The sequence below is a fragment of the Arthrobacter sp. 05L421 genome, from assembly GCF_056397785.1.
In genome coordinates this window covers 186,165-205,432 of the sequence record NZ_JBFTOC010000006.1, presented here as the reverse complement: position 1 = coordinate 205,432, position 19,268 = coordinate 186,165, and the positions used below count along the sequence as shown (strand labels likewise).

Sequence of the window (19,268 nt, the reverse complement as noted above, 5' to 3'; positions counted from 1 at the left end):
TGCCCAAGACCCCCGGATCAATGGCCGGGTCCGATAACGATCTTCTTTCGTTCGGATTCGTGCGCGCCGCCCTTCTTCGCCAGCGTGGAGCACGCCTCTTCGATGTCCCGGGCGAGCGTGTCGACGTGTTCGCGGCTCATCGTTTCCTTGACCAGGGCCCGCATGATCGTCACGTCTTGGGCGTTCGGCGGCAGGGTGTAGGCCGGGACCATCCAGCCGCGCTCGGCCGAGAGCTGCCAGGCAATGTCGAACTCGTCGTACCCGGTGTCGGCGGCGAGCCGGAACGCGACCAGGGGAAGTTGCTCCTCATCAGGGCCGATGATCTCGAACCTGCCCATGGCCTCCAACTTCTCGGCGAGGACGCGGGCGTTAGTCTGCATGTTCTGCATGATGTAGGTATAACCGGCGCGGCCATAGCGCACGAAGTTGTAGTACTGGGCGAGAACCATCGCCGAGCCGGTGGAGAAGTTCAGTGTAAAGGTCGAGTCCGTCTTGCCGAGGTAGTTCTCCTCGAAGACGAGGTCCTTGGCCAGGTCGGCCTTCTCCCGGAAAATCAGCCAGCCGATGCCGGGATAGACCAGTCCGAACTTGTGCCCGGAAACATTGATCGAACGGACCTGCTCGAGCCGGAAGTCCCACTCCGAGTCCGGGTAGAGGAAGGGCCAAACGAACCCTCCGCTGGCCCCGTCCACGTGGATCGGCACATCAAGGCCCCGCTCACGCTTGATGCGTAGCAGCAGGTCGTTGATGCCGACGATGTCGTCCTTGTGCCCCGTGAACGTCGTACCCAGCACAGCCGCGACACCGATGGTGTTCTCATCGACATGGGCCTGCACGTCGTCCGGGCCGATCGTGTACTTCCCCGGCTGCAGTGGCACGATCCGCGGCTCGACGTCGAAGTAGCGGCAGAACTTCTCCCACACGACATGCACGTCGCCGCCGAAAACCAGGTTCGGGCTCGACGTCGACGCGCCGGCAGCCTCGCGACGCTTGCGCCAGTTCCACTTCAGGGACAGACCGCCGAGCATGATTGCCTCGGACGACCCCTGGGTTCGCGCTCCCGTCGTCTCGCCGGGCGAGTGGAAGAGGTCCGCGAGCATCCGAATGCAGCGCTGCTCGATCTCGGCCGTGCGCGGATATTCGGCGTGGTCGATGAAATTGCGGTGCAGGTTCGCGGCGATGATCTGCTGGGCCTGAGGCTCCATCCACGTCGTCACGAAAGTCGCCAGGTTCCGGGCCGGATCACCCTCCAGCGCCAGGTCCTCCGACACCAGCCGCAAAGCGTCCTCAGCAGGAATGCCGGTCTCCGGGAACTCCTGGCTCGGAACCTCCTGGGTGACAAATCGATTGCCGAACAGCGCCACGTCGGCATCCGTCGGTTGGAAGTTTTCTGACATCACTTCTCCTTCAGAGTCTGTTGAAAGGGTGTTACGGATGAGTTCCCCGGCCTGCAGGAAACGAGGCGTCGGTGGATTCTGGACTCAGCATCAGAATCGCGCCGGTGAGGAAACACAGGCCTCCGACGAATGTGCCGAGATTGGACAGCTCGGCGTTCCAGACATCGCCGCTCGACGGTATGACAAAGGCCGCGACAGCCGAGATGCCGAACGCAACAGAGCCGGCCACGTTGACCACGCCGATCTTCCACGTTCGAGTCCTGGGGCGGCCGGCAATGGCGCCGCGACCGGCATCCCGCAACGCCACACCGCTTGAAACGAGGAAGGCGACTGAACCCAGAGCGTCGGGTCGCCACACCTGCTGCTCGGTCAGCGCCGCACTGAGATTGACCCGCATTGCGTTTGCCGTACTCCAGTTGAACCACAGCGTGCCGGCAAGTTGAACCGCGCCAGCAAGCCAGCCGAGATTCCGCGGCGCCCATACCCAAAACGAATGGCGCCGCGTGGCACCCCCGGCCGGGAGCGCGTCAACGGCTTCGCGGTATTGCAGGAACGCCGCACTGGTGAAGAACAGCGAACCGACGAAGAATGTGACTGCACACAAGCGCAATCCCACGGCCTCGGCGTATAACGGCACCGCTCCCAAGGCGAACAGACTCGAGCCAATGATGAACAACCAGGCGATCCACCGGTCCCGCGCCCTCGAACGGCCCGCGCTCGAGATCTCAGTCATTGTCGGCCCTCGAGGGAGCCCGATGCTGGACGCTGCCGGCATCGTCAGGCACCACGGACGCCGTCGGGCCCTGGCCTGAGCCCGGACCCGGGACCGGGAGCACATTGGTGATCACGAAGGCCACCGCGACAGCCACCACCACTTGGGGTGTTACGACCACACCGTCCACTCCCAGCAGCAGCGTGGCCAGCAGCGTCGACGTCAACGGCAGCCGCAGCATAGCTGCGCACATGGCTCCTATGCCCATGCCGAGCGCTGCCGCGAGATTCATTCCGGGCAACCCGCTCACAGCAATACCGAGCGCCGCACCGATGAACATCGACGGGAACACGGGACCACCACGGAATGCGCTCAGCGAGAGCCCGTAGGCCAAGGTCTTGCAAGCGATCAGCAGGACCAGCACAGGAAGCGAGTAGTCCGCCGCGCGTTCGACCAGCTCCGGGAGGGCGTCCTGCCCCGAGAACAACACCTGCGTGAAGCTTTGCCCAGAGATCAACTGGTACGTCATCGCGGTTAGACCGATCAGCAAGCCGAGCGCAGAGGTAACCAACACCCGGTTCAGATGCACCACCGGACGAAGCGACAGTCCGACCCAGCGGATCAACCATCCCAACAGCGCGCCGACCACGCCCATGACCACCGCCCAGCCCAACGTCGCCAACGTCGGCGGCTCAGCAGGCGGCACCACGGGCAGCGCCAGCGAGAAGCTTCCCAACCCGGTCCAGCCGTCCAGGCCGACGAACACCAGCGCCCCGACGCCGGAAGCGAGCAGTCCGGGTAGCGCCACCAGACTCAGCGTCATTCCCCCGATCCCGGCGGCCTCCATGATCAGGAACGCACCGAGCACCGGAGACCCGAGCAGGGTGCTGATCGCGGCGAAGCTGCCTGCCGACGCCATGATGGTCAGGGCCATCGGCGGTGCGTCCTTCTTCACCAGGTGCACCGCCAACGCCCCGAGACCGCCGCCGATCGCGATCAGCGGCGCCTCGGGTCCGAGCACCGCACCCAGGCTGAGGGTGGTCAGCGCCGCGAGAACGATGCCCACGAGCTCCCTACCGCTGGGCGGAGCCCCGCCCGTCTTGAATCCGAGAGCGGGTGAGTGGCCTGCGGTTCCCGGCAGGTAACGGATGGTCAGCGCCGTCAACAGCCCGCACAGGACCAACCACGGAATCGGCCACCAGGCAGGAGCAGGACCCCCGAGGAGTTGATTCGGAAGGCCGTTGAAGATGAACTGCTGGACGGCCGAGACCAAAGCGAGAAAACCATAGGCAATGGCCGAGATGGGAACGCCCAGAACTGCTGCCAGCACGAGCGCAGCGATGTACGCCCTGGAACGAATGACAACGGCCGGATCGAAACTGGGCGCCGCCGCGGCAGGCCCGCTCATTTCTGGCAACCCAGCGAGTCTGTGACCATTCCGCCAGGAAGACGGCCCTCAGCAAACGGAGGCTCCGAGAGAACGGGTTCGGTGCGCCGGTTGTAAGAGTTGAGCATCCCTTCTCCTTCCGCGCGCCGTCCGCTAGGCGGCGGGAGCCTCTAATGAGGTCTCTCAAGCGATAGAGGCTGGTTGATCAGGTGTTCTCCAAGCTAACGCCTCAAGTGGGGGCGGTCTTCACCCGATGCGGGTGAAAGAGCATCAAAAGAACGCCGCAGCCCATCAGACATGGAGTTCTCCTGGGTCGAAAGGGAGTAATAGCCGCATGCTAGCCCGGCGCGCCGGATGCCGCCAGAGTCCATTGGCGGCCGAGTCAACCATGCACCGACGGACCTCCGAAGTGTCGAGCCTCGGGACCGGGCCGTCGTCAGTGTGTCTTCCCCGGAAGGGCGAGGTGTTCCGCTGCGACGGCGTCGACGGTGCGTAGTTCTCCGAGGACGTTGGACGGCTCAAACCAGGCGTGCGGCCTCAGGCTGATCTGAACTTCACGCAGGCGTCCAGACCGGTGGCTCCCGTGGCAGCCCCGGAGGTTCTGGGCGTCAGTGAGGCCTCGGCGCCGCTGGCCCGGGCCAGCTGGTGCACGATGGACAGGCCGAGGCCGCTGCCCTCCCCGCTCTGCGTGCCGCGCCAGAAGCGGCTAAAGGCCCGGTGGCAATCTTCCCAGGATAGTCCCGGCCCCTCATCCAGGATGTGCAGTTCGATGATGCCTGGTTGTTCACCTTGCGAGACTACGAGCTGGATCTGGGAGCCCGGTGGAGCGACGGCAAGCGCGTTGTCGATCAAATTGTCGATGATCTGCTCGGCAGCCCCAGGCAGGGCCACGATGTCCGCTGCAGGCAGGCCATCCACGCTAAGGCGCACGCCTGTCTCCTCCGCGAGGGCCTCCCATTGTTCCTTGCGGGCCCTCACTTCGTTGACGAGATCCGTTGTGCCCAGCACAGTAGCCTTGCCCTCGGCCTTGCTGAGCAACAGCAGCCCGTCAATGATGCGCTGCAAACGGTACGTCTCCTCAAGGGAAGCGGTCACCATGCTCCGGCCCGCTTCCGGGTCGGTGGGGATCGTGTCGACAGCGTTCTCGAGCCTCAGCCGCAGGCCCGTCAGTGGCGTGCGGAGTTGATGGGAGGCATCGGAGGCAAATCCCCGTTGTTGCTCGAGAAGATCTTTCAACCGGTCTGCCATGCGGTTAAAAGAACCCGCGAGGGCTTTGAGTTCGGGTGCGCCCCCTTCATCGGTACGGGTGTCCAGCTTGCCGTCGGCCAGCAGCTCAGTGGCGGTCCGTAACCTCTGGAGCCTTCTGGTTACCGCGCCCGCCATGAAGTACGCCAGGATGCCGGCGAGCAATACCGTGGTAACGGCGACGGTCCAGATGGTCCGCAGCTGGCCGTTTACCTGCTCGGTCACCACCGATGCAGGGTAGGTCAGCCGGACGACGCCGGAGATCTTCTCACCGCTGAGGACAGGGACTGCGACGTAGAGCAGATCAAGGCCCAACGTCTGTGAGTACCGCTGGCCGGCATTGATCTGCCCGGTCAGTGCGGCGGCGATTTCCGGGCGTGAACTGTACGTTGATCCGGTGGCTGCCTGATCGTCATCCGAAGTCGCCAAGGCCGTCCCGCCGACGTCGACTATCACCACACGAGCGCCGCCGGCCTCCCCGTACCGACGCACGTCGGCGGCCACTTCCGCGGGCAGGGGGCCACCAGCTCTCAGCGCGTCGCCGGCCCGGCCAGCCAGCAGAAAGGCGTCGCGTTCGAGGGAGGTGGTGAGGCGCTCACGTTCAACGCGGACCAGATAGTTCCCCAGCGGAATGTCCTGCACCAGGACCACGAGCAACGTGATGAACATGAACGCACCGATCAGCCTCCATCTCATCCAGGCACTCCCAGCCTGAACCCGACGCCACGGACCGCCTCGATCCAGCGGGGATCACCGAGCTTCTTGCGGATCCCGGCTATGTGGGCATCCACGGTTTTCGTGGTGCCATACCAGTCACCGTCCCACACTGCGCGGAGGATTTCGCGACGCTCGAACACGGCACCCGGGTCCGCTGCAAGGAAGTACAGGAGCTCGAACTCTTTTGCCGTCAGATAGACCTCCACTCCGTCGAGGGCCACGCGACGCGACCGTTGGTCAATGCTCAGGCCGCCGATGTTCCTGCTGATGTCCGCCTCGTGACGGCCGTCCGGGAGCCGCTCTTCGGAGCGGCGTGCCACTGCCCGGATCCGCGCGATGAGTTCCCGCATCCCGAAGGGCTTGACCAAATAGTCGTCGGCGCCCAGTTCCAACGCCAGCACCCGGTCTATCTCTTCATCCCGTGCACTGACAACGATGATCGGGGTGGCGGTCAGCACGCGAATGGCTCGGCACACATCTGTTCCGTCCATATCCGGCAGCCCCAGATCCAGGAGGATAAAATCGGGACACAGCTCACGAACGATATCCAGTGCCCGGCCGCCCGTCCCCACATGGCTGGCCCCGAAGCCGGCCCGGCTCAGCCCTTCAAGGACTCCGGCGGCCACTGACTCGTCGTCCTCCACAACCAGGATTTGCATACCTGATTATGTTCCTGTCCCACCCGAAACGCGTCGCAATCCGTACAATTTAGCCGATCGCATGCGCAAACTTGGACAGTTCTTGGATTTTCTGAGGGTCTGTCTGTCCGTTGAATTCCTAGGGTGGAGTCGAGGCTGAACCGCCGCCAGTCTACTGTCGACGGGCTCCGCCCCCTCACTCCGGGTGCGCCCTTGAACTGAACCCGGGAGCATACCGCTCTTGGTCATGAGAGGGATCTTCTCAGCGCGGTTTTGGGGCCACAATTGCCCTTGGGAGAGGGGCCCGAACCCCCCGGTGGCCCACAATCCACGGCTATTTGCGTGGGCGGCGAGTCGGGAGCCTCGCCCCTATCCCTGATGGGGCTTTGTGTGTCCCGGCCGCCGGCCGCTTGATTGGGTTCTGGATACCGACGGCGGAAACAAGACCGCCGAGGATCAGCAGCACCGCCGTCACGGCTACCACGCGGTGAAATCCTTCGAGCTCGAGTTGGCCGCCCACCACCAGGCCCACCAGTGCGATGCCGATCAGGCCAGCAACCCTGCTGACGGCGTTATTCACAGCCGAGCCGATGCCGGCCTGCTGTTCCGAAACGGATCCGAGAATGGCGGCCGTGAGCGGTGCGACGGTCGCTGAGAGCCCGAGCGCGAACAGGATGATCCCTGGCATTAGTTGGGTCCAATAGTTTACCGGAATTTCCGACGCAAGCATCAGGAGGTAGCCGACTCCGGCCACAGCAGGTCCGCATGCCATGAACCACCGCGGGCCGAACCTCCCGGCCAGTGAGCCAAACCATGACGCCAGGAGGATGTTGACGATGCTGACGGGGAGCATGGCAAGAGCGGCCAACGTCGCCGGATAGCCGGCGACCTGCTGCAGGAAAAGCACGATGATGAAACCCCCGATGGACAAGGCGGCGTAGACGAAGGCCGTGGCCACATTGCCGACGGCAAAGTTTCGGACGGAGAAGAGGCTGAGCGGCAGGAGCGGCTGCTTCGCGGTCTTTTCCCGCCAAATGAATCCGGCGAGACACAGGATGCCGAGGACGAAAGGCATCATGATGAGCGGGCTCCCCCAGCCGTAATTGGCCTGTTCGATCAACGCGTAGACCGGCCCGGCCAACCCGAGCACACAGAGCACGGCGCCCGGGTAGTCGATGCTCACCCCCTCCTTGCCAACATCCTTGACCCGCAGCACGCCTAACAGATACAAGGTCACAGCAATGGGCAGGACGTTGATTCCGAAGACCCAGCGCCAACCCACCGAATCGACCAGCACTCCGCCGAGCAGGGGGCCGGCGATGAAAGCCACGGTGGTACCAGCTGTCCACTGGCCGATCGCCTTCGCCCGCGGTGCCTCGTCGAAGTTTGATGTGATCAGCGCCAGGGAACTGGGCACCAGCAACGCGCCCGCGACGCCTTGAAGCGCTCTGGCCACGACCAGCACCTCGGCCGTGGGTGCCAGCGCACACATCACCGACGTCGCGCCGAACCCGATCAGCCCGGCCCGGAGAACCACAACGCGTCCGAGCAAATCGGAGAGCGAACCGGCGACCAGGATCAGGGAACCCAGGGTGATCAGGTAGGCATCGACAACCCACTGCTGCGTCGTCAGTCCGCCGCCCAGGTCACGGGAAATGGCCGGGAGTGCCACGTTGATGACGCTGCTGTCGAGAAACGACACGAAAGAGGCGAGAATCGCGATCCAAAGCACAAGCCTCTGCGTACGCGCCGACGGTAGTGAATTCACCCTCCCAGTTAACACCCGCACCGGCGGTTGCCGGACGCAATCCCGGACACTCTCACGCAACGAAGTACCCAGACGGCTGCGACTGGCGGCCGCCACCCAGTCCGCGCGTGGCTGGGTGATGGTTCGATGAACATGGGACGTCCTTCAGCCTCCGGATGAAGCGGGGGAAGTATTATGGGGCGAGGTTCCAGACTCGCGTAGCCGAAGCGACGCATCAACAATGGAGAGCTGCGATGTCGTTTGAGGATGCGATGAGCAGGCCGCAAGCGAAGACGGCCGGAGCGGATGCCCCCGGAAGCGCCCCAACCACGACCACCGCGAGACTCCTCACCCCTGGGTGACCCCCCACACCCTTCGACCCACTCCCCAGGAAGTCCGCCACCCATCCCGCCGCGGGGAGCGGTTTTCCGTGGCTCGTCGTCAGTGCAGGTGCCGCAGCCAGTCTCTGGGTTTTCGCCGGGTTCGAAGCTGCGGATGACCGGGTGGCCGGCGGTTCGGGCACAGCGAAGGAATACGCCCCCCGCGCGGATGGCCCTTGAAGTGCCGCGCCCCGGCTGCTGGGGTGCCGGGTCACCGCCGCCAACGGTTCCGGTTCACCTCGAGGCCCGCACGGTCCCAGTGTCCTGTCTCCGCGGCCGCCTCGTAGGTGGAATGAAGGAACCCCAGCAGCTTGCTGTCGGGGTCCGGCGCAGAGCGGACGCTTTCATATGGAAGCAGGTAGAGCCTGTCGCTTTGGCGATATACGACTCCGTCGGCTTCGCTCACGTACTGGGCGTAGCCTGGCGGTTCGGGATAGGTATAGGCATAGAAGGCACCCTCCTCCCCCACGCCGGGCCAGAACCCGCAACTGCTCAGCTCGTGGGAGTAGCCCTCCACCATCACCCAGTCGGCACAGTTCGGGACCCCGCCGGGGTGGGTGGGCGCCGGCCGGCCGGAGAAGCGCGCGTAGGCCAGGTCCATGGACCCCCAGAAAAGGTGGACGGGACTGGCCTTGCCCCGGAAGCTGGAACGAAATTCGTTCAGGACCCGGTCGGCCTGGATCAATTGCTGCCAGAACGTCCGGATGGCACCCGGGTCGTAGGAATCGTGCTGATAGTCCTCGGCGAAGGGTATGGCCGGTTCCACCTCATTCGGGACCGCACGGATGGGTGCCTGAATGCCGAGCTTGGCGAGGGTGTCAAACACCTCCGCATGGAACGCGGCCACGGACATGGCTTCGAGGACGATGCTCCGGGCAGTCCCGTCGCTGGCGCGGACATGCAACTGGTGGTCGCAGAAATCGAATTCGACGTCGAATGCCCCTCCCCCGCAGGGGATTTTCGACGTCGACAATCCGCGCGGTGTGACGTACAGCGTCACGTGCCACCAGTGGTTCAGCATTGGCGTGAGCGCCATGCGGATCTTGCCGACAATCTGCATCCACATGTGCACAGTGTCCCGGGTTTGAATCCAGTCTCCGACCCGGAGTTCGGGCCACCCGTTGCCGGCGCCGGGAACTTCAGCCGCGTTCATCGCAGGTCCTTCCGTGCCGAATACCGACTCGACGAGTTCAGGCCGGCCGCACCCGTTTGTTCCATCCGTGGAACGGTGCCCAGTTGCCCGCGTCCCAGGCGTCGCGGAGGCCCGGGGTGCTGAGGTCCCAGTCCGGCCGGATCTCGCTCATCACGGCGCGCAGGTCGTGGCGCAGGTCCTCGACGGAGGGGCGCCCCCAGAACCAGTAGCCGTTGTAGATGCTGTGGATGATCAGGCCGGGCTTCAGAACCAGGGTGTGCGGGATCATCGGATCGTGGTCCGGGTCGGTGTACTCCTGGATGTCCAGATCCTTCTGCACGATGCGGCCAGGATCAGAGAGGAACGGCCATTGCGCCCCCACAGACGCGCGGAATTCCTGGAGCACGTGGTGGTCATCGGTCGCGATGGTTGCCATCTGCGTGTAGGCGACAGCGACCTTCGGATAGAACGCTGCAAGCTCGAGATGTTGCTGATGTTCCTTCGGACAGTAGTGTCCGCGTGAAAGCGTCAGCACCAACGGGTCCTCGCCCTGCAACTCACTCAGCCTACGGGGAACGTTTTCGTGGTCGGGCAACTCGTAATCGGGGAAGATGCCGCCAGGCGCAATGTCGGAGCGCACGATTGGGCCGCCTTTCAGATAACGGTAAGCAGCGATAGCCCGCCCTCGACGTCGTTGCCGGCGCCATGGTTCCGCCGCTCCTGCGGGCGAGCCTACGCCGAGGCCGGGAAGCCAGCAAGGGTGCCTGGAGTGGACGGTAATTTACCCTTGACTTTCGCTCCGGAGCGGACAAATGTGGGGTTCCGAGGGCAGCGTCCCCGGTCCGGAGATCGGCCGGGGGGCGACCAGGAAAAGATTGCTGCGAACCGGCAGCGCGGCCCGCAGCGTCAGCATTTTGACCGGCGTTCGGCGCGTTCCCGGGTCCACTAGTCTGGTGTCGCCCTGTTCTGGCGCGCCCGGCTCAGGGAGGCCGAGATGAATAGTGTCGATACAAACAGCCAAAGCGCTATCGGCAGCCCGCCGGTGAAGCCCGGGGAGTTCAGGCTCGAGGTCATCGTCGTGCCGGTCTCCGACGTCGACCGGGCCAAGCAATTCTACGAGTCCCTGGGCTGGCGGCTCGACGCCGAAGCCGCCATCGAGGACGGCTACCGGCTGATGCAACTGACGCCCCCGGGTTCGGGCTGCTCGATCATCTTTGGCGAGGGCGTCACCTCCGCGCAGCCGGGCTCGGCCCAGGGCCTGCACCTGGCGGTCTATGACATCGACGCTGCACGCGCCGACCTCATCTCCCGCGGGGTCGAGGTCAGCGCGACATTCCATGACCGCACGGGCGTCTTCCATCACGCCGGGACCGAGGCACGCCTGGACGGCCCGGCGCCCGACCACCGGGACTACGGCTCGTTCGCGTCCTTCACCGACCCCGACGGCAACGGCTGGGTCCTCCAGGAAATCAAGACCCGGCTCCCGGGCCGCTGACGCATCCCACGCTGAAAGGAGACCCCGATGGCCACCGCTTACGAGTCCGTGGGCGAACTCGCGGACGCCCTCAGGCGCGCCGCGACAGCCCACGGCAAGCACGAGGAACTCACCGGCCAGGAAGACCCGGACTGGCCCGACTGGTACGCGCTCTACATGGTCCGCGAACACGCCGGGGAGGAGTTGCCGACATGAGCGACTACGACGTGATCGTGATCGGCGCCGGCTCACCGGGCGAACACTGCGCCGGCGCCCTCGCCGAGGGCGGCCTGCGCGTGGCCGTCGTGGAACGCGAACTGGTCGGCGGCGAGTGCTCGTACTGGGCCTGCATCCCATCCAAGACCCTGCTGCGGCCCGGTGAGGCGGTCCACGCCGCACGTGCGGCTGCCGCCACCGCCGACGTCGACGTCGAGGCGGCACTGGCCTGGCGGGACTTCATGGTCTCGGATTACTCCGACGCCGGACAGGAACGCTGGCTGGCCGATCACGGCATCGACCTGCTGCGCGGCACCGGCCGGCTCGCCGGTCCCGGCGCCGTCGAGGTCAACGGCGCCCGGCACACCGCCGAGCACGTGGTCCTCGCCAACGGCGCCGATCCGGTCATCCCCCCGGTCCCGGGCCTGCGCGGGCTCGAGGGCATCTGGACCAGCCGCGAGGCGACCTCCATGAAGACCGTCCCCCGACGCCTGCTCATCCTCGGCGGCGGCCCGGTCGGCGTCGAGATAGCCCAGGCCGTGCGCCGATTCGGCGGCGAGGTGGCAGTCATCGACAGGTCCGCGCACGTCCTGGCCCGGGAACCGGCACCGCTGGGCCTGGCACTCGGGGAGGTCCTCACCGCCGAGGGCATCGAACTCATGCTCCCGGCGACCTCGACCGCGGCGCGGCGCGAGAACGGGGACTACATCGTCGAGATCGACGGCGGACGCGAACTCAGAGGTGACCGGCTGCTCATCGCCACCGGCAGGCGCCCACGCATCCAGGGGATCGGCCTGGAAACCGTCGGCATCGATCCCGACCCCCGCGGAGTACCCGTCGACGCGCACCTGCGCGTCGCGGACGGGCTCTGGGCCATCGGCGATATCACCGGCATCTGGCCGCTGACCCACGTCGGCAAATACCAGGGCGACGTCGTCGCCGCGAACATCCTCGGGGAGCCACGTGAGGCAAACTACGAAGCCGTCCCGCGCGTCACCTACACCGACCCGCAGGCCGCCGCGGTCGGCGCCGCCGACGGCCGCTTCAGCGCCACAGCGCCCGTCTCTGATGTGTCAAAGACTGCCACCTACACCCGCGCCTACGCCGAAAGCAACGGCTTCCTCACCCTCCTCAGCGACGGCGAGCGGCTCACCGGCGCCTACGCGCTCGGCCCCGAAGCCGGCGAGTGGCTCCAACAGGCAACCCTGGCCATCCGGGCCCGCATCCCCATCGATGTCCTCAGCGACACCATCCAGCCGTTCCCGACATTCTCGGAAATCTACGTCACCGCGCTCAAGACACTACGTACTGAGATTGCCGCCACCCGCAGACCGGTCGGCGCCGGACCATCCACGGCGGAATGAGGGCTGACGAAGGCCATCAGAATTGAAGAAGGAAGGCCGACATGGAGTTTCTGACGCACCTTGTCACCACTGTGCCCGAAGGAACACCGGACGCAACCGTGGACGAAACCAGGTCACGGGAAGCGATCAGGGCGGCAGAACTAGCGGCCGAAGGTTATCTTCTCCGGCTGTGGAAGCCCCCGGCGGCACCGGGTGAGTGGCGAAGTCTTGGCCTTTGGAGTGCGGAAAATGAAAACGAGCTCATGCGCGTCCTCGCAAGCCTGCCTTTGCACGTATGGATGGCGGTCGAAATCATCCCCCTTCAGCCGCACCCTAACGACCCCGCAAGCAAGAAGGCCTGACGCCGTCATATCGTAACTACGTTGCTGAACGTCTCGCCAGCAGTGGGGAAATAGCCACGCAAAGACTCCCCACATCCGAGTCCTGAGAATCCGTGACCTGCCAAGCAGTGAGTTACCCGAACCACGCAACGACGTCCCGCTCCAGGCCGTCTCGACGCCGTGTTCTCCACTCTGATTGACGATGACAGGAATCACGGAGGCGGCTGACCGGACCGGGAGGTTTTATGTCTGGTCTCTGCCCCGCGGTTGCCATATCGTTGGGGCACCGATTACATGCGACCGGCGGAGCCCCGCATCGGAGGTACAAGATGGGAATCATTTCGTCTGGTTTTCATGGAAAACGCCGCACCGACAACCCAGCGTTACCACCCGGCCAATACGAAACAGCAAGCTTTCCCGTACTGACGGCGGGCCCTGCACCCTATGTCGCCACCGCTGACTGGGAGTTCTTCATCACGACCGAGACGGGGCAGCGCCGGGCCTGGTCCTGGGATGAGTTTCTGGCGCTGCCGCAGGCTGATATCCGGACCGATATTCACTGCGTGACCAGCTGGTCCAAGCTGGGCACCTCGTGGCGAGGGGTGTCTCTGGACACGTTGTTGGAGGACGTGGAAACAACGTCCGAGTTCACTACGGCCCACTCCTACGGCGGCTATACGACCAATGTCCCGTTGCAAGACCTGCTGGACGGCCAGGCATGGGTGGCCTGGGAATTCGACGGTGAGCCACTGGAACGGGCCCACGGCGGCCCCGCCCGCCTGCTGGTACCCCACTTGTACTTTTGGAAGAGTGCGAAGTGGATCAACGGCATCGAGTTGATGCCGCATGATGTTCCCGGCTTCTGGGAATCCAACGGGTACCACATCTACGGCGACCCGTGGCGGGAGGAGCGCTACTCATGAGGCAGGACACATGAGCACCCTGTGGCGCGTCGCCGACGTCGTCAGCGGCGTCCCCGAAACGGAATCGTCCAGAACCATCGGGCTGCGCGTGGACGGTCTGAACGGCAACCTTGCCGGCCAGCACATCGATGTCCGGCTCACAGCCGACGACGGCTACACGGCAGTGCGGTCCTACTCCGTGGCCACAGCCGGGATGGAGGAAATCCTGGAGATCACGGTCGACGAGTTGGCCAACGGGGAGGTCTCACCCTATCTGGTCAGAGACCTGATGGTCGGTGACCAGTTGGAGATCCGGGGCCCCGTCGGCGGCTGGTTCGTCTGGCGACCGACGGACCCAAACCCGATTCAGCTGATCGCCGGAGGATCCGGCATCGTCCCGCTCATGTCCATGATCCGCGCCCACGAGGCATCCGAGAATTCTTCACAGTTCCGGTTGTTGTACTCGCTCAAGTCGCCCCAGACAGGGTTCTATCGGGAGGAGCTGCTCACCTTGGGCCAGGAATCTCCCAAGCTGACCGTCGACTACGTCTATACACGCAAAGTTCCTGAGGGCTGGCCTAGCCCTCCGACGCGACTCACCGCTGGAACACTGTTGGCAAACATCCTGCCTGCGGACGTTGCCCCCGACATTTTCATCTGCGGTCAGACGATGTTTGTCGAGACGGTCACGGAGTGGCTGGTGCGGTCGGGCTATTCGTCCGCCTCGATTAAAACCGAACGCTTCGGCGGAACGGGAGGAATACGGTGACTGGCAATAACGGCTCCGCGACCCCTGGTGCTGAGGACCCGCGCCCCGAGGACCAGGACATCGCCGGAACCACAGGCAATCCAATACCTTATCTTGACGGGAACGCGGCGGCAGGACCGCTGTGGGAATTGTTCCGCATTGACGTCATTGCGGCGATCGGTCGGTGCAAGAACTGTGGCGCCGTGAGGGTCTTCGGGGAAGCAGCGGTCTATACCGACGCCCCGGGAATAGTTGTGCGGTGCAGTTCCTGTAGTGGCGTCCTGCTGCGTCTCGTAGAGACTCCGACCAAATTCTGGCTCGATGTCAGTGGCCTCAGCTACCTTCAGATCGACCGGGAGAACTAAGGCGCGGTTCTGGTTTCCGCCCCGCCGTGCTCGGGACCCCGGACGCGGGCTGTGTGGAGGTAATCTGCGACGATGCTGAACATCCTCAACCCTTGCCGCCTGTTCATCATGGGTGCCAGCGGATCTGGGACGACGACGCTCGGCCGGGCGATCGCCAACGAATGGGCAGTACCCCCCCGACGGGGTGGACGATGCAGCCCACGAAGAGTTTTTGTCCTGGGCGCGGGGATATGACGACCCCGATTTCGCAGGCCGGAATCGCCGACGGCACGAACAGTGGCTGGCATCGCTGTCCTGCCCCGTTCTGCGACTCGACAGCTCCCGGCCGGCGGACGACTTAGTTCATGCAGTTACATCACGAAGCATCACCGATCAGTCGCCAACAATTTGAAGGCTACGACCTCCACGACGGCGTCCTCGGGCAAGCCTGGATAGTGACTTTGCAGCCCCCGCCGTAGGTCCTCGATTCGCGTTCCCGGCCCCAACCGCGCGTCGTCGTCGGTCATTCGGTCAAGCTTCCGGCCTGGCCAGCGCCCTCGAACCGGCCGGCCTCCTGATGCTGGATCGCCTCCTGATGCTGGCGAACCAGGGCGCGGCCGTAGTCGTTGCCGTTGGGCGTGCGCATCACCGTGTGCATGTGAAACGGCGCGGGGGTGTCGTTGCTGAGGAAGACCCCGGTGTGGTGGTCCAGTTCCATGACCAGCACGGGGCTTTGCAGGCGGAAGTAGAAGGCGTCCTGGCGTTTCCATCCGCCGATCCAGCAGAACCAGGCCTCATCCCAGTGGCACGCGATCTCCCGATGCCGGGCGGACCGCTGCCCGTCGGGGAGGACCGCGATGAAATCTGCCACGAGCTCGTCCAGGATGGCGCGTGCCGCGGCGGGCATCGCGCTGACCGGGATGCCCTCGTAGGGAATCACGCGGTTGTCCTGGAAGCAGCCGGCCAGGTGCCGTTCGTCCCCGTGGTGCAGCCGGCCCTCGGGCATCGCCGGGTCCTGCATATCCGCGAAGAGTGTCGCCTTCTCCCGCAGCGGCCCGGGCAGCGATTCCATGAGGCGCCGGGCCAGGGCGATCCGCTCCTTGAAAACCGCCACGCCTTGGTGCGGTCCGGCGTCGATGACGTCCGGTTCAGCACCCATGAATACCGGGGAGACCACCAGCTGTGTTCCGGCCACCAGGACGTTGAGCGCCACGTGGTGCCCGAAGAGCTGCCAGCCCCACGCGGCCGTCTCCGACGGTTCACCGTAGAGGGCGAAGTTGTAGCTGTACTCGTTCATGAGCTCGGGCAGCTCCACGAGGTCGCCGAGGAATCCGTTGATCCGCATGAGGTTCCGGACCAGCCCGTACCCGGCCGGGCTCAGGCTCGCTGCCAGGACGGCCAAGATCCGTTGCCGGATGTCGGGCGCCAGCTCGTCCAAGCGCAGGCCCGTGTCATGCTGCATGAACTCCGGGTTGGCCCAGCTCTGCCATTCGTGGGCGTCCACGCTATAGCGAAGCCGCCGTGCCTGGGCCGGGGTAAGACCGGCCAACAGGTCCCGGGCGGCGGCTGTCATCTCTGCCGCGGGCGCCTCCTCCCCCGCCGGCGCCGGCTCGAGGGCATACAGCCCGGGCCGGAGGACGCCGTCGCTGGTCACCCCCGTGAAGGGCTCGGGATACTGGGCGGCCCAGGCTTCGATCATGGGACCCGCGAAGGAGTCGGTCTTCGCCGCCTCGGCATAGCCCCGGGCATCAAGGCCGCGGATCTGCGCCACCCTCGGGTGGCCGGGCGGGTAGAGATAGTCACGGAATGACGGCTCGGACACGCGAACTCCTGTCTGGATCTTCGGATGGTGTGGCCAGCGGCCAGCCGGCGGCTACGCCAATGGCAGCGGCGGCCTCCGCCGGGTCGGTCCCCCGCCACGCGACGTGCTGGTCCGGCCGGACCAGCACCGCGGCGGCCTGCCAGTGCGTGGCCATCGCGGCCCCGCCGTCGGAAAGCCCGACGGCGGTGACAGTCACCGGAATGCCGTGCCGGGCCGCGGCAACCAACACCGGCTCATAGACCTCCTGTGCGGGCACGCCGGCAAGGCTCCCGGCGTCGACGAGCAGCGTGAAGCCGGGGCCAAGGATGTCGTAGAGCGACGTCGAGCGGTCCAGCCAGGCGTGGGGCAGCAGCGCGCCGGGGCTGGCCGAGGGCACGTACCGGATGGGGTCCTCGGCCGGGACGGGCGAGCCGTCCGGGACAGTGAGGGGTGAGGAAGAGTACTCGTAGCCCAAAACCAGTCCCAGCGAATCGAATTCGCTCTGCTTGACCCCGAGCGCCTCCTTTGCCTGGACCCGCGCGGCCTCGCCCGCAACTCCGCCGCTGCGCAGGGCCGGGTCCGCGAAGTGGTACGCGAGAGCCTGGCCGTTGGCGGCGGCGTCCCGGATGGTCCGTTCGGCCACCGGGCGCCGTTCCAGTTCATAGCTACCGAGGAGTGCCGGGCCGCCCCAGCCCTCCTGGGCGGCGGCGATCTTCCAGGCCAGGTTGGCGGCGTCGCCGATGCAGGTGTTGAAGCCGTGGCCGCCCCAGGGCGGGTTCAGGTGCGCGGCGTCGCCCACAAGGTATCCGCCGTCCCGGCCATAACTGGGGGCCAGCAGCATGCGCGCCGTCCAGGGGTCGGTGGCGAGAATCTCTAGGTCCACCTCCGCACCCACTAGTGAGCGCACCAGGGCGGTGGCGTCGAAGGACTCACGCCCGTCCACGCCTTGGATGATGGCCCACCACGCGCCCGCGAGGTCCATCCTGCCCACCATGCCGGCCACGCCCGGTCCCAGGACCCAGTACTGCACAGCGGGATCCAGGGTGATGGCGTCGCCCAGGTCCCTGGAGCGGAACAGGACGCTGATGTTGGACAGTTCCGCGGAGCCGCCGTCCAACCGGATGCCAAGGCTGCGCCGGACGGCGGAGGATCCGCCGTCGGCACCGGCCAGGAAACGGCACTCGACGGCGCGGCGGCGCCCGGTGGTGTCGGCGACATCTACCCGGGCGCGCGGGCTGTCCGGACCGGAGATGTCCCGGTTGGAACTTCGGTGGCCGTAGTCGACGTCGCTAACGCTCAGCCCGGTCAGCAGGGTGCCCAGCGGCGATCCTGCCACGGCGTCCCGCAGGACACTTTCCATCACGGGCTGCGGGACCTGCTGTCCGCACTCGGGCTGTTGTTCGTAGCGGCCGGGAACCAGTTGGAATGCCTGGCGGAACCGGGTGATCTCCCGCCCGGTGTCTCCTGTCAGCCCCGAGCAGAAGATGACGTCCTGGGCGTAGGAGACAGGCAGGGGCGCCGCGTTCCGCAGGGTGTCTGCCAGGCCCAGCCGGCGCAGGTGCGTCATGGTGCGCGCGTTGGTGGTTTTCGCCCGCGGCCTGTCCGGATCGATGGAGGTCCGGGGTTCGATGACGATGCTGGGGATGCCGCGCCGGGCGAGGTCCAGGGACAGGAATAGCCCGCTGGGCCCACCGCCGGCAACCAGGACCGGGATGTCCTCCGGCAGGTCCTCCAGGGAGGCGTTCTCGATGGTGGTCATCAGGCCCTCGCCCTGAGGTCCGGGGTGCCGATGGGCGTGGTGAGGGTCCCCAGCCGGTCGATTTCCACCTCAACGGTGTCGCCGGGCTGCAGCAGCCACTGCGGGGTCCGGGCATAGCCCACGCCTTCAGGGGTGCCGGTGGCGATGACGTCGCCCGGGTGCAGGGTGAACGTCTGGCTGATCAGCGCGATGATGGCCGGGACGGAGAAAACCATGTCCTTGGTGTTGCCGTTCTGGACTTCGGTGCCGTTCACCCGGGTGCGGACCCGCAGTCCGTCGCGCGGGTCCCCCACTTCATCACGGCTGACCAGCGGTCCGAGCGGTCCGCTGAAGTCACCGTTCTTGCCCAGGGTCCATTGGGACGTGAGCTTCTGCGCCCGCCGGGCGGTGAGGTCGTTGAAGGTGGAGTAGCCGAAGACCGAATCTGCCGCCGTGGCCTCGTCGGCGGCTTCCACGCGCTCGCCGATGTAGGCGGCCACCTCACCTTCCCAGTCCAGGCCGTCCTCGCCCGCGGGTACGGGGACTGGCACGTTTCCCACCGAAAGGGAAGCCGTCCAGCGCCCGAACAGTGTGGGGTAAGGAGGCAGTTCCTGGTCTTTGAAGCTGCCTTCCGCGGCATGGGCCTTGTAGTTCAGGCCAACGCAGATCACCCGGGCCGAGGCCGGTACCAGCGGGACTTCGGTGACATCGGCCCGGTCCAGCGAGCCGGCACCGTCACCGGAGATTTTCGCCAGCGCTTCGGCCGGGAGGGAGCGCGCTTTCTCCTGCCAACCGGCGGCATCGGCCCAAAAGTCAGGAACCGGGGCCAGCGGAACCACCCGTGTGCCGAGGAGGGCTGCCGCCCATGCGCCGCCGTCGTGATGGATGCCTATGTACTGCATGTGGTGGGCCTTTCTGGTGCCGCCCGAAGGGACGGTGGTGGTAGGTGGGCGCGGCAATGAGAGGCCCTGTGGTTGGAGACCTGTATTAGGAGTGCCCGTGCAGA

At 65.7% G+C, this 19,268-nt stretch carries 18 protein-coding genes; 7 read left to right on the top strand and 11 right to left on the bottom strand.

From position 1 onward, the window contains the following. Positions 1–17: 17 nt before the first annotated feature. The 8 genes from gad to AC1DKQ_RS09965 all read right to left on the bottom strand — a co-directional run bounded on the left by gad (position 18) and on the right by AC1DKQ_RS09965 (position 9,995). Entirely contained in the window at positions 18–1,397 is a 1,380-nt protein-coding gene (gene gad / locus AC1DKQ_RS10000; RefSeq protein ID WP_476883640.1) for a glutamate decarboxylase, read from the bottom strand. Positions 1,398–1,428: 31 nt separating this feature from the next. Beyond that, positions 1,429–2,130 (bottom strand): hypothetical protein, encoded by a 702-nt coding sequence (locus AC1DKQ_RS09995; RefSeq protein ID WP_476883639.1) that lies wholly within the window; start codon positions 2,128–2,130, stop codon positions 1,429–1,431. Next, positions 2,123–3,517: a chloride channel protein gene (locus AC1DKQ_RS09990; protein ID WP_476883638.1), complete on the bottom strand. Its 1,395-nt coding sequence runs from the start codon at positions 3,515–3,517 to the stop codon at positions 2,123–2,125. The genes AC1DKQ_RS09995 and AC1DKQ_RS09990 overlap by 8 nt, the downstream gene beginning before the upstream one ends. A 516-nt stretch (positions 3,518–4,033) precedes the next feature. Further along, complete coding sequence (locus AC1DKQ_RS09985; RefSeq protein WP_476918899.1) at positions 4,034–5,437, bottom strand: ATP-binding protein; 1,404 nt, start codon at positions 5,435–5,437, stop codon at positions 4,034–4,036. Further along, positions 5,434–6,117, bottom strand: a complete 684-nt coding sequence (locus AC1DKQ_RS09980) for a response regulator transcription factor (RefSeq protein WP_476883636.1) — start codon at positions 6,115–6,117, stop codon at positions 5,434–5,436. The genes AC1DKQ_RS09985 and AC1DKQ_RS09980 overlap by 4 nt, the downstream gene beginning before the upstream one ends. 313 nt (positions 6,118–6,430) lie before the next feature. Further along, positions 6,431–7,828 (bottom strand): MFS transporter, encoded by a 1,398-nt coding sequence (locus AC1DKQ_RS09975; protein ID WP_476883635.1) that lies wholly within the window; start codon positions 7,826–7,828, stop codon positions 6,431–6,433. A gap of 606 nt (positions 7,829–8,434) precedes the next feature. Further along, complete coding sequence (locus tag AC1DKQ_RS09970) at positions 8,435–9,376, bottom strand: DUF5996 family protein (protein ID WP_476918898.1); 942 nt, start codon at positions 9,374–9,376, stop codon at positions 8,435–8,437. Between the two features lie 37 nt (positions 9,377–9,413). Next, positions 9,414–9,995 (bottom strand): redoxin domain-containing protein, encoded by a 582-nt coding sequence (locus AC1DKQ_RS09965; protein ID WP_476918897.1) that lies wholly within the window; start codon positions 9,993–9,995, stop codon positions 9,414–9,416. A 354-nt stretch (positions 9,996–10,349) separates the two neighbouring features. Between AC1DKQ_RS09965 and AC1DKQ_RS09960 the strand changes: the two genes are divergently transcribed. The 7 genes from AC1DKQ_RS09960 (at position 10,350) to AC1DKQ_RS09930 (ending at position 14,744) form a co-directional block, all read left to right on the top strand. Continuing rightward, a complete protein-coding gene (locus tag AC1DKQ_RS09960) occupies positions 10,350–10,850 on the top strand; it encodes a VOC family protein (protein ID WP_476918896.1) in 501 nt (166 codons plus the stop codon). Positions 10,851–10,877: 27 nt separating this feature from the next. Beyond that, entirely contained in the window at positions 10,878–11,045 is a 168-nt protein-coding gene (locus AC1DKQ_RS09955; protein ID WP_476883631.1) for a hypothetical protein, read from the top strand. Next, positions 11,042–12,409, top strand: a complete 1,368-nt coding sequence (locus AC1DKQ_RS09950; RefSeq protein WP_476918895.1) for a dihydrolipoyl dehydrogenase family protein — start codon at positions 11,042–11,044, stop codon at positions 12,407–12,409. The genes AC1DKQ_RS09955 and AC1DKQ_RS09950 overlap by 4 nt, the downstream gene beginning before the upstream one ends. Before the next feature lie 41 nt (positions 12,410–12,450). Next, the gene (locus AC1DKQ_RS09945) at positions 12,451–12,750 is read left to right on the top strand and encodes a muconolactone Delta-isomerase family protein (RefSeq protein WP_476883629.1); all 300 of its coding nucleotides are present in this window, start codon (positions 12,451–12,453) and stop codon (positions 12,748–12,750) included. 308 nt (positions 12,751–13,058) lie between these two features. Then, entirely contained in the window at positions 13,059–13,652 is a 594-nt protein-coding gene (locus tag AC1DKQ_RS09940) for a sulfite oxidase-like oxidoreductase (protein ID WP_476918894.1), read from the top strand. Positions 13,653–13,662: 10 nt separating this feature from the next. After that, positions 13,663–14,400 (top strand): FAD-binding oxidoreductase, encoded by a 738-nt coding sequence (locus tag AC1DKQ_RS09935; protein WP_476918893.1) that lies wholly within the window; start codon positions 13,663–13,665, stop codon positions 14,398–14,400. Next, positions 14,397–14,744: a DUF6510 family protein gene (locus AC1DKQ_RS09930; RefSeq protein WP_476918892.1), complete on the top strand. Its 348-nt coding sequence runs from the start codon at positions 14,397–14,399 to the stop codon at positions 14,742–14,744. The genes AC1DKQ_RS09935 and AC1DKQ_RS09930 overlap by 4 nt, the downstream gene beginning before the upstream one ends. A gap of 502 nt (positions 14,745–15,246) precedes the next feature. Here AC1DKQ_RS09930 and AC1DKQ_RS09925 read toward each other — a convergent pair. Genes AC1DKQ_RS09925 through AC1DKQ_RS09915 form a run of 3 tightly spaced genes read right to left on the bottom strand, consistent with a single transcriptional unit; the run spans position 15,247 to position 19,164 of the window. Further along, entirely contained in the window at positions 15,247–16,545 is a 1,299-nt protein-coding gene (locus AC1DKQ_RS09925; RefSeq protein WP_476918891.1) for a DUF3500 domain-containing protein, read from the bottom strand. Further along, positions 16,523–18,283 carry an FAD-dependent monooxygenase gene (locus tag AC1DKQ_RS09920; RefSeq protein WP_476918890.1) on the bottom strand — a complete coding sequence of 587 codons (1,761 nt, stop codon included), beginning with the start codon at positions 18,281–18,283 and terminating at the stop codon, positions 16,523–16,525. The genes AC1DKQ_RS09925 and AC1DKQ_RS09920 overlap by 23 nt, the downstream gene beginning before the upstream one ends. Further along, positions 18,283–19,164 (bottom strand): fumarylacetoacetate hydrolase family protein, encoded by an 882-nt coding sequence (locus AC1DKQ_RS09915; RefSeq protein WP_476918889.1) that lies wholly within the window; start codon positions 19,162–19,164, stop codon positions 18,283–18,285. The genes AC1DKQ_RS09920 and AC1DKQ_RS09915 overlap by 1 nt, the downstream gene beginning before the upstream one ends. Positions 19,165–19,268: the final 104 nt, after the last annotated feature.